Source organism: Roseiconus nitratireducens (genome assembly GCF_008629675.1).
GTDB classification, from domain to species: Bacteria; Planctomycetota; Planctomycetia; order Pirellulales; family Pirellulaceae; genus Stieleria; species Stieleria nitratireducens.
In genome coordinates this window covers 138,607-154,634 of record NZ_VWOX01000012.1, presented here as the reverse complement: position 1 = coordinate 154,634, position 16,028 = coordinate 138,607, and the positions used below count along the sequence as shown (strand labels likewise).

11 protein-coding genes are annotated in these 16,028 nt (G+C 61.1%); 4 read left to right on the top strand and 7 right to left on the bottom strand.

Annotation, left to right across the window (positions count from 1 at the left end; translation table 11 throughout):
* Window positions 1-81 precede the first annotated feature (81 nt).
* A complete protein-coding gene (locus tag FYK55_RS20270; protein WP_150078284.1) occupies window positions 82-1,251 on the top strand; it encodes a XylR family transcriptional regulator in 1,170 nt (389 codons plus the stop codon).
* A 431-nt stretch (window positions 1,252-1,682) separates the two neighbouring features.
* On the opposite strand, the gene FYK55_RS20265 is transcribed toward FYK55_RS20270, so the two are convergent.
* The 5 genes from FYK55_RS20265 to FYK55_RS20245 form a co-directional block, all read right to left on the bottom strand.
* Window positions 1,683-3,170 (bottom strand): class I adenylate-forming enzyme family protein, encoded by a 1,488-nt coding sequence (locus tag FYK55_RS20265; protein ID WP_150078283.1) that lies wholly within the window; start codon window positions 3,168-3,170, stop codon window positions 1,683-1,685.
* Between the two features lie 494 nt (window positions 3,171-3,664).
* Window positions 3,665-5,008: an SAM-dependent methyltransferase gene (locus tag FYK55_RS20260; RefSeq protein ID WP_150078282.1), complete on the bottom strand. Its 1,344-nt coding sequence runs from the start codon at window positions 5,006-5,008 to the stop codon at window positions 3,665-3,667.
* A 490-nt stretch (window positions 5,009-5,498) separates the two neighbouring features.
* Window positions 5,499-7,094 carry a phosphoenolpyruvate carboxykinase (ATP) gene (gene pckA, locus FYK55_RS20255; RefSeq protein ID WP_235908841.1) on the bottom strand — a complete coding sequence of 532 codons (1,596 nt, stop codon included), beginning with the start codon at window positions 7,092-7,094 and terminating at the stop codon, window positions 5,499-5,501.
* A gap of 176 nt (window positions 7,095-7,270) precedes the next feature.
* The gene (locus FYK55_RS20250; RefSeq protein ID WP_150078280.1) at window positions 7,271-8,221 is read right to left on the bottom strand and encodes a transglutaminase-like domain-containing protein; all 951 of its coding nucleotides are present in this window, start codon (window positions 8,219-8,221) and stop codon (window positions 7,271-7,273) included.
* Between the two features lie 669 nt (window positions 8,222-8,890).
* Window positions 8,891-9,412 (bottom strand): hypothetical protein, encoded by a 522-nt coding sequence (locus tag FYK55_RS20245; protein WP_150078279.1) that lies wholly within the window; start codon window positions 9,410-9,412, stop codon window positions 8,891-8,893.
* Between the two features lie 183 nt (window positions 9,413-9,595).
* Between FYK55_RS20245 and FYK55_RS20240 the strand changes: the two genes are divergently transcribed.
* The 3 genes from FYK55_RS20240 to FYK55_RS20230 all read left to right on the top strand — a co-directional run bounded on the left by FYK55_RS20240 (window position 9,596) and on the right by FYK55_RS20230 (window position 14,656).
* Entirely contained in the window at window positions 9,596-10,834 is a 1,239-nt protein-coding gene (locus FYK55_RS20240; RefSeq protein WP_161604647.1) for an alpha/beta hydrolase, read from the top strand.
* Between the two features lies 1 nt (window position 10,835).
* Window positions 10,836-11,723 carry an aminotransferase class IV gene (locus FYK55_RS20235; RefSeq protein ID WP_150078277.1) on the top strand — a complete coding sequence of 296 codons (888 nt, stop codon included), beginning with the start codon at window positions 10,836-10,838 and terminating at the stop codon, window positions 11,721-11,723.
* Window positions 11,724-11,839: 116 nt separating this feature from the next.
* Window positions 11,840-14,656, top strand: coding sequence for a WD40 repeat domain-containing protein (locus tag FYK55_RS20230; protein ID WP_150078276.1), 2,817 nt, complete (start codon window positions 11,840-11,842; stop codon window positions 14,654-14,656).
* A gap of 6 nt (window positions 14,657-14,662) precedes the next feature.
* Here the strand turns inward: FYK55_RS20230 and FYK55_RS20225 are convergent, their stop codons facing one another.
* Together FYK55_RS20225 and FYK55_RS20220 are read right to left on the bottom strand one after the other, a co-directional pair.
* On the bottom strand, window positions 14,663-15,433 hold the full coding sequence (locus FYK55_RS20225; protein ID WP_150078275.1) for an SMC-Scp complex subunit ScpB: 771 nt from the start codon (window positions 15,431-15,433) through the stop codon (window positions 14,663-14,665).
* A 23-nt stretch (window positions 15,434-15,456) separates the two neighbouring features.
* On the bottom strand, window positions 15,457-15,786 hold the full coding sequence (locus FYK55_RS20220) for a hypothetical protein (RefSeq protein WP_235908840.1): 330 nt from the start codon (window positions 15,784-15,786) through the stop codon (window positions 15,457-15,459).
* Between the last annotated feature and the right edge of the window lie 242 nt (window positions 15,787-16,028).

The following is a 16,028-nucleotide window of genomic DNA, read 5'->3' as shown; positions in this document are numbered from 1 at the left end:
GCGGGCTACGTGGTGGGCCGTCGATGGTGTACACTGATTCTGGGCATAGGAATTTTACGTGGCCCTGCCAGGTGGACTGTGATGACACGTCGCTCCGTTGCTTTGCTGATCGAAACCTCCAACGGGTATTGCCGCGGGCTGCTCGAAGGCATCTGCCGATTCGCCCAGACGCGGGGAGATTGGTCGATTCAGCTCAATGAGCAGGAACGCGGCGCGTCACCGCCGGGTTGGTTGAAGGACTGGCGGGGCGACGGCATCATTGCCCGGATTGAAACCGACCAGATCGGGTTGCAGCTTCAGGAGCTGCGGCTGCCGATCGTCGATCTGAGTGCGGCCAGGCTGTTGCCCGGAATCCCCTGGGCCGATACCGAGGACCGCGCGATCAGCCGTCTGGCGGTCGAACATTTTCTGGACCGCGGCTTCGTCAATCTGAGCTTCTGCGGCGATCCCGGATTCGCCTGGTCGAATTCCCGCAGGGACTGGTTCCGGCAGTTCGCCGAGGAGGCGGGGTGTCGATATTTCGAATACCAGACCACTCACCGTTACGACGCGGAGTACCAATGGGACAAGGTGCGATCCTCACTGAGTCGCTGGTTGAAACAGCTTCCCAAACCGGTCGCGATCATGGGCTGCAACGATTACCAGGGGCAACTGCTGCTGGACGTCTGTCGTACCGCCAGCATCGAAGTCCCCGAAAAGGTCGCGGTCTTGGGAGTGGATAACGATTCGCTGATCTGCAACCTGTGCCAACCGCAATTGTCCAGCGTCATCCCGAATACCTTTTCAACCGGGTTCGAAGCGGCGGAGCTTCTGGAGCGGATGATGAACGGTGAACCAGTGGATGCCAACAAGCCCCTGGTGACGCAGCCGCGCGGTATCGAACTGCGCGCCTCGACCGATACGATCGCGATCGAAGATCCAGATGTCGCCAAGGCATTGATCTACATCCGACGACACGCTTTCGAGAATATCCGCGTTGCCGATGTGCTGCGCGAAAGTTCCATCTCGCGACGCGCGTTGGAGCATCGGTTCACGAAAGTCCTCGGACACACCCCTCACGAAGAGCTCAGTCGGATCCGCCTGCAACGAATCAAGCAACTGTTGAGCGATACCAACTATCGTGTGACCGACATCGCCAAACGGACCGGTTACGAGTATCCGGAATACATGACCGCCGCCTTTAAGCGCGCCGTCGGAGTGACGCCCAGCGAGTACCGAAATCAATCGCAGGGACAAGTTCTGATGGAGTGATGCCGCGATCGGAGGGGCGTTCGCAGAGGAGGCGTGTAGGGCATGCTGTGCATGCCGGCGTCCTTGGGTCAAACGTGAAAGCGAACCGCCGGCGAGGGGAGGGGTGCCAATCTTCTCGTTGAGGCGATGTTGCTGTCGCCGCTTCGCGGCTGGGATGTTTGAGACGCCGGTTCCGTCGGCTTACGCCGACGGCAGGGGGCTATCGCCGCTTCGCGGCTGGAGGTCTCGCCGATTCATTTGGATTTAACGGTCGACGCGCCGACGCAAGGTTGCCGTCGCCGCTTCGCGGCTGGGATGTTTGAGATGGCTGGTTCCGTCGGCTCACGCCGACGGCAGGGGGCTGTCGCCGCTTCGCGGCTGGAGGTCACTCCGATCCATTTGGAGATGCCGGTCGATGCGCTGACGCGGTGCTGCTGACGTCGCTTGACGCGTCAGGCTTTGAGCTCCCGTCGCATGATCTTTCCCGTCGGGTTGCGTGGGAGTTCTTCGATGGCACGAATTTCCTTGGGGACCTTGAACGGTGCGAGGTGTTCGCGCAAGAACGTCTTGAGTGCTTGCTCGTCCAGTTCGTACCCGTCGTTCAACTCCACAAATGCCAACGGAAGTTCGCCCCGCAGCTCGCTCTTGATACCGATGATCGCGGAGGCTTTGACCGATTCGTGTTGGTCCAACACCTCTTCGATTTCACGCGGAAACACATTCTCGCCGGACACGATCAGCATTTCCTTCTTGCGACCGGTGATGCTCAGGAAACCGTCTCGGTCCAGGTGGCCGATGTCGCCGGTTTTGAAAGCCCGCACGGGCTTTCCGTCCAGGTTGATCTGCGTGATCACGTCGTGCGTTTGCTGGTCCAGCTTGTAATAGCCTTTCATGATGTTCTTGCCAACGATCAAGATTTCGCCGTCTTGGTCGGGGCCCAGTTGATTGCCTTCGTCATCGACGATGACGTTCCGCACGCCCAGCAGCGCTTTGCCAACGGTCCCCTCCTTGATTTTTCCCGGCACGTTGCAATTGGTGACCGGGGCGGTTTCGGTCAATCCGTAGCCTTCGTAAACCTGCAGATGGAATCGCTCCTTCAAGCTGGCGGTCACCGAGCGAGGAAGGGGTTCGCCCCCGGCGACGGAAAACTTCAGGCTTTCAAAATCGGCCGGCTCGGCTTGTTTGAGCGACAGCATGGCGTTGAACATTGCCGGTACACCGAAGAACACGTTGGGGCGGTGCTGGCAGATCAGCTTGTGGAGCTTTCGCGGCACGAAGCGGGCCGAGTACACGATCTTGTTGCCCCGGCTGAGCGGCCAAAGGGTCAGTGCCGTCAGGCCGAAACTGTGGAACTGGGGAAGCACTCCCAGGAAGGTTTTGATTTCCAATCCGTGGGCGGCATCGTCGATGGCCTTGATCTCGGTCAAGAAGTTTTCCTCGGTCAACATCACCCCCTTGGGTTTTCCGCTCGTCCCCGAGGTGTACAAGATCACGCTGCCGTCCTGGGCGTCGACGGCGCGGGGAAAACGTGGCCGCGGGAGGCCCTTGAAATCCAATTCGTCGACGCAAACGACTTTGACGTGATCGGGAATCACGCCTTCGGTACCCACCACCTCCAAAAGCTTGCCGACGGTGAACAGGGTGTCGATGCCGCTGTCTTCGATCACATACCGCAATTCGTTTTTTCGCAGCAGGTAGTTCAGCGGGACGGCGGTCCGGTTGAGCAACCAGGTGCCCAGCAGCGTCATGGGAAAACTTCCGCTGGGCGGCAGCATGATGCCGACGTGCGGATTGTCGGTATGTTTCTCGATGTGGCTGGCAAGGTGCCATGTTCCCAGCAACAACTTCCCATAACTGTACTCGGCGCGATCATCCACAACCGCAGTCTGGCGTGGTCGGAACAGGCCGTGACGCAAGATGGATCCGACCAAGGTGGGCATGAACAGGCTCCGGAAAAGGGAAGAAGATCTGGTCGACGGGGGTGAGCAGCGCCTGCGAACGCAGCATCGGTGGTGGCCGATTCAGTTTAACGCTTTGGCGCAGGTCGTTGATCCCCGGCAGTACTTCGCGTCTTGGAGGCCCTGGTATCGACACCAGTTGCTTCATCTTCCCGCGAGGAGGTCGTGCCCGTCTAGTTCAGGCTCCTTGGCAAGGAGGCTCGAACACAGAGAGGGATCGCCGCTGTTCTCGCTGGCGGTGTTGCTGTCGCCGCTCCGCGGCTGGTGGCGGTTTGGGGCAGCCGTGTCCGTCGGCTGACGCCGACGGCAGGGGGCTGTCGTCGCTTGGCGACTGGAATCTCCGCGGTGTGGGCGGCTTACGCCGACGGCAGGGGGCCGTTGTCACTTCGCGACTGGAGTTCGTGCCTCGCCTTTGATCCTCGCGGAGTGCAGGTGAATTCCTGATGCACGACGGTCAGGTCACAGGGGGACTTCTCTCATGCAGCCCGCCGGGCCGCATGATCCGCGTACAGATGTTCGCGTGTCGGCGGCATCCCGGAGTGTCCTTTTTCAACGCGGTTGGAGGCCACGGTTTGAAAGATTCTGGCGGTGCCATCGGTCAACGCCATGCAGACGCCGGCCAAATACAGAATCCACATCCGGTACTTTTCTTCGCCCACCATCGCAATCGCCTGATCACGATTGGCTTGCAGACGCTCTGCCCAATGGCGGCAGGTCAGTCCATAGTGGTCACGCCAGCCCTCGACGTCATGCACTTCGAATCCGGTGGACTCCATGCAATCCAAAACGTGCCCCTGGTGGTCCAGTTCGCCGCCCGGAAAAACGTACTTAGTCAGCAAGCGGCGCTCGGCCGAATTGCGTCGAAACGCTTTTTGCGTCCGCTTCGCGGGCCGAGTGATGGCGTGGTTCAGAAACAGGCCGCCGGGGACCAGCAGCGAACGAATCTTGTTCATGTAGGCCGGCAGGTTGTCGATGCCCACGTGTTCGGCCATCCCGATCGACGAGACCTTGTCAAACTTGCCGCCGAGGTCGATGTAGTCGCGAAGCTCGGCCGTGACGCGCCCGCTGAGACCCCGTTCGGCGATTTTTTTCCGGGTGATCTCCAGTTGCGCGTCGGAGAGGGTCACGCCGTGGGCCGTCACACCGTAGTGTTCCGCCGCGTGACACAGCAGAGCGCCCCAACCACAGCCGATGTCCAACAGACGATCGCCGGGTTGCAGCCGGAGTTTGCGGCAAATCATGTCCAGCTTGTTTTGCTGGGCCTGCTCCAGGCTCTCGTTCCAGTCGCGGAAGTAAGCGCAGCTGTAGACCATCTCGTTGTCGAGAAACAACTTGTAAAAGTCGTTGCTGACGTCGTAATGAAACTGGATGAAGGCGCGATTGTCGGCCGGCTTGTTCGGGAGTCGGCGGTCCTCGCTTCCGAACCGGAGCTCGTTTGATGCTTCCGTTTTTTTCGCGAAGGCGAACCCCAGTGCGACACGGGCGATCAGGGACTTGGAAATGGAGCGTGATCGCCGCCGCGATCCCTTGACCCGGGCCAGCTCCATGAACGAGACGAGGTCCGTTCCATGAAAGTCCAGGTGGCCTTGTGCGTAATGGGCTATCAGGTTGTCAGGGGTTGGTCGACGAACCAGCGATCCGATCACGCCCGGATCGGCGATGGAGAGTTCCACGCCTGGTTGTGGGTCGTGGCCGAGCGGAACCACCGATCCGTCCCACAACCGGATCGAAATCCGACTGTCCAGCTTTTCTGCGAGTGCCGCAAACAGTTCCCGCGCCAACGCGAGTTGATTCGCTTGAGCTTTGGTTTTTCGGGACACGTCGTTTCCTGTTTGTTTGAGGACACCTGGGGCCAGCCGACAGGGTGCTTGGAGCAAAATCCGGGGGGAGGCGTCAAGTCGGATCGGTCTGGAGCCGGCAGCTGGGTGGGTGACGGAAAGACGTTTGCTGGGTTGCCGGTGTTGCTGGGGTGGCCGTGCTCCGGATTGCTGTCGCCGCTTCGCGGCTGGCGGAATTGGCAGGCGGTAACCGTCGGCTTGCGCCGACGGCAGGGAGGCTGTCGTCACTTCGTGACTGGGGGCGAAGATCGGCGATGCTGTTGCTGTGGCTGCTTCGCGGCAAGCGGGACAACGCCACTTAGATTCAAAAACACCGTGATTGGCAGTGCAAGGAGCGGCAAGGCGCTAGCCGCCGATTGAGGCGAGAAAACCCACGGCTAACGCCGAGTGGCTAACGCAGAATTGCGCAGCCAAGGTAGGAGAGACTCGTCGCTTTCTGGCCGGAGGGGAAATGTCGCTTTGCGAGACCTGATCAGACGCCAGATCCCTGCGCCGCCGGTCCGGCTGCCAGGACGGCCTTGGTGACGCCGTCGGCAAAGTTCTTGAAGTTGTCGTGGAAGAGAGTGGCCAGCTTTCGCGCCGTGGCGTCGTAGGCCGCGGGGTCCTTCCAGGTGTTCCGCGGGACCAAGATTTTGTCAGGGACCCCGGGACAGGCGGTGACCACCGACAAACCGAACCAGGCTTCCTGCTCCAGCGGGGCGTCGGCGAGTGTCCCGGAGTGGATCGCATCCAGGATGGTGCGGGTGTGTTTCAGTTCGATCCGGTGACCTTCACCGTAGGCTCCGCCGATCCATCCGGTGTTGATCAGCCACACGTTGGCGTGATGGTCGGTGATGCGTTTGGAAAGCAATTGAGCGTACTTGCCCGGATGCCAGACCAGAAAGGGACCGCCAAAGCACGGCGAAAACGTGGCTTCCGGTTCGGTGACGCCCACCTCGGTTCCGGCGACCTTCGCGGTGTAGCCGCTGATGAAGTGGTATTCGGCCTGTTCCCGCGTCAACCGACTGACCGGTGGCAGCACGCCGAACGCGTCGCAAGTCAGAAAAATGACATCGCTGGGGTGCCCCGCCGTGCAGGGAATGCGTGCGTTGGGAATGTAATTGATCGGATAGGCACCGCGCGTGTTCTCCGTGATGCTGCTGTCGTCAAAGTCGACATGGTGATCGGCTTTGTCGTACACCACGTTTTCCAAAACCGCACCGTACCGCAGGGCGTCAAAGATTTGGGGTTCCGCTTCGGCGGTCAGGTAAATCGCTTTCGCGTAGCAGCCGCCTTCGATGTTGAAGATCCCCTGGTCGGTCCAACAATGTTCGTCGTCGCCGATCAGTTCTCGTTGGGGGTCGGCCGAGAGGGTCGTCTTGCCGGTGCCGGAAAGCCCAAACAGAATCGACGATCGCTCGCTGTCGCGGGCGGCCGTGGCCGAACAGTGCATCGGCAGGACTTCCTGACGGGGCATCAGGTAGTTCATCAGCGTGAACACCGCCTTCTTCATTTCGCCGGCGTACTGCGTGCCCAGAATGACTACTTCGCGGCGTTCTAGGCTCAGGTCGACGCTGGTTTTTGACGTCATCCCGGTGGTGTATCGGTTGGCCGGAAAGGCTCCGGCATTCAGAATCACACAGTCCGGTTCACCAAAATCCTGCAGCTCTTCGTTCGTCGGTCGGATCAACATGTTGTGCATGAACAACGCGTGATAGGGCCGAGCGCAAATCACCCGGACCTTCAATCGGTAATCCGGATCCCAACCGGCGAACGCATCGACCACGTACAACCGCTCGCGGGTGTTCAGGTAATCGATGGCGCGTTCGCGATTGACAAAGAATGCCGTTTCGTCCAAACCGATGTTGATCGGACCCCACCAGACGTCGTCGGCCGAATCGGCGTGTCGGACCACGCGTTTGTCCTTGGGTGACCGCCCGGTCTTGTCGCCCGAGTAGGCGATCAAGGCGCCCGTGTCGGCCAGTGTGGCCCCTTTCTCGTAGCGGAGCGATTCTTCTACCAGCGTTGCCGGCGAGGCGTTGCGGAAGACGTTGGTCACATCGATTTTGTAATCGGCCAAATCGAACATCGTCGGCTCCATCGGGATGTCTGGCAACAGAACGCCGGCGCGCGGATCGCGCGATCGGAGAACAAGAGGGCGACCAGTTTACGCTCTCTGACGGCGTCGCCTAGCGAGGCGTCGTCGAAAAAACGTCCCGGGAGCGAAAGTCCAGATCGAGTCGGCGCGTCACAGCGTCGGCCTGGTCAGACGTCGAAACTTTCGCGGACGAAGGTCGGTTCCGGCGTCCCGCTGCCGCGCCGATCGCACTGGAAGAATTCGGAGACGTAGCGGACGGTTTGACGTTTCTCCGGGATCTTGAACCGATCGCCCTTTTGCAACACCGGACGCGTTTCGTCCATTCGTCCGAATTGTCGCGTGCCGGCGGCCTGGCAGGGAAACCAGGTGCCGTTTCCTTCGCCGTCTTCCAGATAGAACTCCGGGTAACAGTGGTCCGGGATCCAGACCACACGAGCCGGAATGTCCAGGTTGCGGCACAACGCGACGAACAAACTGGTCATTTCTTCGCAGTCCCCTTTGCCATCCTCCAACGCCTGGGACGCGTTTTTTAAATCGCCTTCGACGTATTCGACTTTGTCTCGGACGAAATCGTAGATTTGTTCGACACGCTCCCAGGCGGTGGCCGCCGGGCGTTCCTGGATCTCGGCGGCCGCCGTGCGGATCGCTCGGTGCGACGCATCGATGAAGGGGCTATTGCCGGTGTACAGCCGCAGGTCGCGCGAGATCCGGGGCGGGATCACGAACTGATCGGTGGATTCGGGGGGCAAAATCCGGGCGCGTTCGATGTCGACCTCGAACAGCATTTCGGTTTCCGATCCGGCTGGGATGCGTTGGGCTTGCAGCACGACCTGCTTGGTCCCGCCGCCCAGATCGCGGACCTGCCAGCGACTGATTTTCGGATCCACCGTCTGGTTTCGCACCGTGACCTTCTGCTCCGGCCAATCCGTCGGCACCGGAAACGTGGCCAAGACGTTGGTGCAAGTCACCGGAGTTTTCAGGACCAGCCCGATTCGCCAATGGGTCACCGGTTGCGGTTCGTACGTCAGCACCTCTGCCGACGCCGCGCGGGTCGTCAGCGCCGCGGTGGCGCTCAGGCTGGCCGCCAGGCCCTGTTTCAGGAATCCACGGCGTCGCATCGACACCGCCGGCACAGGAGACGAAGCGGGAGAGATTTGGCGAGGTTTTTGGCTAGCTGGGGCGGAGATTGGCAAGGCGACCGAGAGGGGAATTGGGGTTCGAAACAGCGATCGATGGCATGGCGGCCGGAAGCAGGTGCCGACGCGAACCGGGAGCTGCGAATAGGCCACTGACCAACTCACATTATAGATGACGACGGTGTCGATTCACCCTCCTAGACGCTCGCGCTTCGCGCGTTACGTGTTTCGAGGGCATTCGCGTCTAATTCCGCGGTACCGCAAGGAGGCCGTACATTTTGATTTCATGCACTTTTTCAAGCACGGTCGAGCGTCGGCGAGGGGAGGGGGGCCCTCTTTTCGGTGGCGGCGTTGCTGTCGCCGCTTCGCGGCTGGGGATGTTTGGATGGGCGTTTCCGTCGGCTCACGCCGACGGCACGGAGTTGTCGTCACTTCGTGACTGCAGTCAAGCAAGATTACCGCGATTCTCACTGACATGCGATTCTGCCGGCGCGTCAGGGAAGAAAACGCGTGCTTGGGGGCAGTGTCGGGAAACCGAGGATGGCTGCCAGACGAAGCGCATCCGGTGCGCGTCGTCTGGCAGCCAGTGTGCTGACCGAATTCGTGGAAGGTTGCGGTCCCGCGGACCGAGGGTCCCGGCCGCTTGGTCGCTCAGTTGACGTTCATGGCGCCCGGCGGCAGCGGTTCTTCGTGCAGAATGCGTGCGCCGTCGGAATCCACTTTGTATCCGGTATCATAGGGGTCGCCGTAATTGGCCCGATAACCTTCCGGCGTCGTCGGAGCCGGTTGCCAATTCTCGCCGTAGATCGGTTGGCCTTCCATGACCGTGCCTGATCCGCACACGCCGCCTTGATAGGGATCGTTGCGGTAACAGTTGTTCGTCGGTGCGGGGCCGTATCCGGATCCGGTGTTGCAGGAGTTATTGCAGGGAGCCGGGCTGCACCCGCAACCGGTTTGCGGCCCGCCGTAATTCGGTTGGACGTAGGTCGGCGTGTTGCAGGTCGGCGGGGCGGGGGCGGCCCGCGGCAAGAAAGGCGCCGTCGGCAGGGAGACTCGGTTGCACAGTCCGCAACGGGCACCCCGTCCGAACAGGAAGTTCTTCATCGATGTGCAGCCGGTGCTCGCTGATACGAGCAGAGCAGCCATCAGGACCGTCATCATACGATTGTTCATTGGAGATTCCACGACTTGCAAAGTGAGCGTATTCGGTGGTCTCGGCTTGAGAACCAAACAAAACTAGGACGCAGTGAATGATGTGCAAACGCAACATCGTTTTTTTTCAGCAACAATTCGTTGCCGGTCCTCAACACTGACTTTGAATTCTTGCGAGCTTCCTTGGGCTGCCGTATGACGCGGATGTTTCCATCGCTGCGAATCCTGCTAACGATCCTGTTCGCCACGGGTTTCTGTGTGCCGCTGGTCGATGATGCCGGGATGCGCTTCGCAAACGCCGTGGAATCCGCGGCGGTCGGGGCGGTGGAGAAGGAATCGAATTCCCGAGCCGCATCCGCGGAGGATGTACCGGAAGAGAATTCTGCGGCCACCGAACAGGTGGCTTTGCTGGAACGTCCGCAGAGTTCGGTCCTGGCCGCCAGCGAACCCGTGATCTCGGGGGCCGACATTGCGGTCCTGCCGACCGATACCATGGACATTGAGGCCATGGACACCGGCAGCGTGGACACCGCGACCGTGGACACCGCGACCGGCGAGTTGGCGTGTCTACCCGATCGCGTCTTTCTCATCTCCACACATCATCTGGCTCACGACGCGTGTTGTGCCTCGCTGGAGAATCCCGCGTTTCGAATTTGGAAGATGGAATGCAACCGCTTCCAAGCGATCGATCTGGCGACCTACGAATCGATGCTGACCCCCGAGCGGACGGTCGTCATCTACGTTCACGGCAACCGAATTGAGTTTGACGAATCGATCGAGCGCGGCAACAGCGTCCGCCGTCGCGTGCGGGCCTGTCGTCAGGGCGGCCCGGTGGACTGGGTGATTTTCAGCTGGCCGAGCGCGCGAGAAGGCTTGGGGCTGCGAGACTTTCGTGAGAAAGCGGATCGCTGCGACGCCCAAGGGCTGTACCTGGCGTGGTTTTTGCGCCGTCACATCACGGCTTCCTTGCCGGTGGCGATGATCGGCTACAGCTTTGGCGGACGCGTCGCGACCGGCGCGCTGCATGCGCTCGCTGGCGGTCATCTGGGCGGACGCAAGCTTCCCCAGCCCACGATCACCGGTGCCGAAGTCCGGTTGGGACTGGTCGCCCCGGCGCTTGGATCGGGCTGGTTGTCGCAGTGCGGAAAGCATCGGCTGGCCACCCAGAACATGGCCAAAATGGTGCTGATGTACAATCGACGGGATGCGGTTCTGAAGCGGTATTGGCTGGTGGAAAAAATCCGCCACGAGACCGCCTTGGGTTTTTCCGGACCGACCACGTTTGCCCCGCGGTTCGATGGCAGTCGGTTGCCGGTCAAATCCCGCGATTGTTCCCCCAGCGTTCGGATCCGTCACGTCGAATTGGATTACTACAACAGCCGATGTCGCGCCGGGCTGGATTTCGCCCAGATGATTCAAGCGACCGAACCGATGGAGTTCTGAATTGAATTCCGACGACACCGGTGCCGACGGTTCGTCGCGTTGGGCCTGGCATAGCGGATCCTGGCGGCCTTCAGATCAGTTGTCGCTGTCGATTCAGGATGCGGCCGTCACCCAGTCGGCCACGGCCGTCGAACGCATCCGCGCCTATGGTGCAACCCTGTTCCAGCGCGACCGGCATCTGCAGCGCTGGCAGCGCACGATCACGGCATTGAACATTCAGGGATTGCCGAGTAAGGATCGCTTGTGCGAGTTGCTGGATGAATTGATTCGACGTAATCGTGGCTGGGTTGATCAGAACCCGTCCTTCGGGGCACTCCTGCTGGCTTCGCCGGGCATCACTGGGGGTGACCAGCCGACACTGATTGCCGATCTGTACCCGATCAACGCCGCCGCGATGCGGGATCGAATGGAACACGGCAGCCCGGTCGTCGTGACGTCCGTCCAACAACCGTCGCCGCAATGTTGGCCCCGCGACATCAAGGTGCGATGCCGATTGCACTACTACCTGGCCGATAGCGCCGCCGCGGCGGCGGTGCCAGGAGCGTTGGGGATTCTGGTCGATCAGGACGGCAGCGTCACCGAGACGGGGATCTGCAACGTGCTGGTCGTCGATCGCGGCGCATTGATTTCCCCGCCGGCGGACCAGATTCTGCCTGGCGTTTCGTTGCAGGTGGTGCGGGAATTGGCCGCGCAACTGGACGTTCCGTTTCGCGAGTCGCGGATCACGCCGGACCAGCTGAAACAAGCCGCCGAAGTGTTGCTGACCGGGACCAGTTGCGGCGTGTGGTTCGCCAATTCGGTGGACGCCGGACCCACGCGCACGGCCGGGCCGATCTACCGCCGCCTGCGAACCGCATTCGATCAGCTGATCGGACGGCGTCCCGATTGAGACCCGCGATCGAGAATGCGGCACCTGACATTTTCCGGCGCAACGGTCCGGTGGGATCTGGGTTAAACTGAACCGTCCTTCCCGCCGCTCCCCCCACCCGCCTTTCCGGTCTGTCCATGGCTGTTCGTCTGCTGCTGTTCTCCCTGCTGGCAACGCTTTCATCGGTCGCTGGTTTCGCTGCCGACCGAGTCGACTATGCCCGCGACGTTTATCCGATCCTGGAGATGTACTGCGTCGGCTGCCACAACACCGATGACGCCCAAGGCGGATTGGTGATGGACGCGTTTGACGGTTTGATCCGGGGAGGCGATTCGGGTTCTGCCATCACGCCGGGCACCCCGGGTAGCAGTCGCTTGCTGTTGATGGCCAGCGGGAAGCTGGATCCGGTGATGCCACCCGACGATGCCGAAGGACCGGATGAGCAGGAATTGGCAACGCTGGCCGCTTGGATTGAGCAGGGGGCAAATGGGCCGGAGGGTGATCTGCCGGTCAAACGCCAGCTTCGGACTCCCAAAATCAAGCCGACCTTTGAGGGCAGTTCGCCGATCACCGCGATCGCGATCTCGCCGGACGGACGGTGGACCGCGCGGGGACGTTTTGGAGAGATCGAAGTTTCGGGTTCGGGCCAAGAGGTGACAACGATCACCGACACGGATCTGGGAAAAATCAATTCACTCGTGTTCTCGCCCGATTCGAAGCAGTTGCTGGCGGCATCTGGATTGACCGGAGCCTACGGCCGGGCGGCGATCTATGAAGTCGGCGATGGAAAGCTGGTGCGCGAATTGGTCGGACACCGGGACACGCTTTACGCGGCCACGTTCTCTCACGATCGGTCCTTGATCGCGACGGCGGGATACGACCGGGTCATCGTTCTTTGGGACGCGGCAACGGGCGAACCGCTGCGAGAGCTGAAAGGGCACAACGGTGCGATCTTTGACTTGGCGTTTTCACCGGACGACAAGATCCTGGTCAGCGCGTGCGCCGATGAAACGGCGAAGGTTTGGCGGGTCGCCGACGGGCAGCGACTGGACACGCTCAGCCAACCCGAAGGCGAGGTGTTGTCGATTGCGGTGACCGCGGACGGTCGCTTTGTGGTTGCCGGCAGCGGGGACAACCGGCTGCGAGTTTGGAGACTGGTTTCCGTGGACCGGGCAAGGATCAACCCGCTGGTCGCGACACGCTTTGTCGATGAAACGCCGATCGTCAATTTCGCCATTTCTCCAAACGGCGATGCGTTGGTCACGATTGCGCAAAGTGGCAATCTGAAAGTTATCCGCACAGCGGACTGGCAGCCGGTGGCTTCGTTGGAACCACTGGGCGAATCGGCGACCGACCTCGTGTTTTCTCCGGATGGGAAAACCGTCACGGTGTCGCTGATGAGCGGTGAAGTCGTCCGGCGGGACGTCCCGACGTTGGAAAACACGGGGACGACGGCTCCGGAGTCGGACCTGCGGACCGTGTACATGGATCTCGGCGATCCCGCGTCGCTGACCGAAACGAAGCTGCGGCAATCCATGGCCACGAACTTGCCACAGAGTTTGGATCAGGATGCCGGGGCGACAACGTCAGAGAACGCTTCTTCGCTGGTGTTGGACGTGGAGCGCCACGTGGTGATCGAGGGTGTGATCTCGGAACCCGGCGAAGTCGACGTCTATCGCTGGCCGGCCAACCGTGGCGAAGTGTGGGCCATCGACGCCGATCACGTCGATTCCGGTCGTCTGGATCCGATCGTGACGGTGACCGATGCCGCCGGCGTTCCGGTGACACGCGTCCGCTTGCAGGCGGTCCGTGATTCGTATTTCACGTTCCGCGGCAAAGACAGCACGCAAGTGGGAGACTTTCGGATCTTCAATTGGCAGGAGATGAAACTAAGCGAATACCTGTACGCCGGCGGCGAAGTCAGTCGGTTGTGGATGCATCCCCGCGGACCCGATTCGGGGTTCAACGTCTATCCGGGTGAAGGGACTCGTTGGACCTATTTCGGGACCAGCGGGACAACGCACGCGTTGGGCGAACCGGCCTACATCGTGCGTCCGTTGCCTCGCGGGGCGACGCCGCTTGCCAACGGGTTGCCGGTGTTTGACATCACCTATGAGAACGACGACGATCCGTTCCGGAAGCATGGCAAGGACAGTCGGTTGCTCTTCACCGCTCCGGAGGACGGCTTGTATCGCGTGCGAGTGACCGACACCCGTGGGGAAGGCGGTGCGGAGTATGGGTACCGGCTGGCGATTCGTCCCGCCGAACCCGGTTTCGAGCCGCGCGTTGAAAAGATCGGCAAGCCGCTGCGTCCGGCAACCGGACGTGAATGCAAGGTCACCGTCGATCGCGTCGACGGCTACCAGGGGCCGGTGACGTTTGAACTGGAAGGGTTGCCCGATCGCTTGTCCAGCAATTTTCCCGTGACCGTCCAGGAAGGCCAAGCGTACGCGGTGGGAATGATTTGGGCCGGTCCGAACGAGACCGGTTGGGATGACACGATCGAGCCACGCGTCAAAGCCTGGGCCATGATCAACGGAAAACGAGTTGAACGCAATGTCGGTACCGTCGGCGAGTTGGCCTTCGATCCTGCGACCCCATCGGTGGTCCCCAGGATCGTTCCGCTCGGAAGCGAGGTCGGGACTTATGAAAACTGGACGCTGCAGGTCCCGCGTGGTCAGACGGTTTCGGCGCGCGTCGCGATCGACCGCAAGGAAGGATTCAACAACGAGGTGTCGTTCGGCAAAGAGTTCTCCGGACGGAATGCCAGCCAGGGCGTGTACGTGGACAACATCGGGTTGAACGGATTGCTGATTCTGGCCGATGCAACCGAGCGAGAATTCTTTTTGACCGCGGACGAGACCGCCGTGCCGGGAAAACGATCCTTCTTCCTGACCGCGGGCGTCGAGGGCGGTTTGACCTCGCATCCGATCACGGTGGAAGTCTTGCCCTGAGGGACGCTACTCGCTGCCGAAGAAGCTTTCGTCGACCATCGGCAGGTCTTCGATCGATTCCAGTCCGAAGAGCGTCAGGAATCGTTCGGCGGGATAGTAGTGCGGGACTTTGCGTCCGCCATCGGCGGGCGTTTCACGTTTCATCTCCAGCAGCCGGCGGCGAACCAACTGGTTCAACAGGGTGCCGCTTTCGCGTCCCCGCTGGTCTTGAACGGTTTGAGCGGTGACGCCGGGTTGATAGGCAACCAACGCCAGGACTTCCACGGCGGCTTGGCTGAGCCGCGCCTCGCGGACCCGGCCCAGAAAGGATTGCCGAACGTTTTCAACGGCGGGGGCAATCGTCAATCGGTAGCCTTGTTCGTCTTCGACGATCCGAAACGCTTGCCGGGTCTGCTTGTAGGACGCGTTCAGGGAATCGATCATTTCGACCACTTCCTCCGCAGAGACGTTCCGCATCAGCGACGCCAAGCGGTCGGCGGTAAACGGTTCGTTCTCCGGGTGCCCCACAAAGAGCGCCGCCTCGATGATGCCTTCGGGATGGACGGCATCCGGTGCATCGTCCGGCAGGGTCTCCGATTCCGCATCCTCATCCTGTTCGGGTTGCGCCGAATCGGACTCGGGCCCTTCCTGCTGCGGCGCGGCGAAGGATTCCGGGTCGTGTGCCGCAGCGGCGCGAGCGTAGGCGGTTCCGAGATCCTCCAGCGAGAATTCGCCAAACGATTCGTCGTCCCCGGGATCGTCCTCGCGGCCTGCGGTCTGGTCTTCGTTGCGGTCCATCGATTGGCCTGTCGGGCTGCTGTCTACTTTCGATCCCGCACCCAGGCGACGAACCGACCGATCTGCTCGTGTTCCATCAGGGTCGCCACGGTGTTGTGGTAGCGTCCCAGGTCCTTCTCCCTGGGCACGAACCGATGAATCGCCTGGTGGCAATCGTGGCACAATGAAATGGTGCGCTGCATTTGAGCACGGGTGAACCGTTTTTTAAACCATTTGTTGCGGTGGCAGCGACGGGGGATCAGGTGATGTTCGGTGGTTCCCCGGCGGGTCAGGCGTCCGCACAACTCGCACGGTTTCGGTTGTTTGGGGGATCCGGGCATGTTGTTGAAAAGGTTCTGTCGGCGGGACGTCATCCGGTCGCGGAGCATCCGAGGGCGATGGGGGACCGGCGAATGCCTTGATGCCGACACGCGGAAGCTGACATCAAGTGATTGTCGGGTTAACCGTCCAGACGGGCAATGCTTCACCGCGGTCGGCGTCACGGGGCGAAACGCATGTGTGCGAAAGCTGATGCGGGCCACAACTCAGTTCACTCTCCCGCGAGCGGAGGGGACAGGTTGATTTCGAGAGTTTGAACTTGTGTCGATCCCAAGGC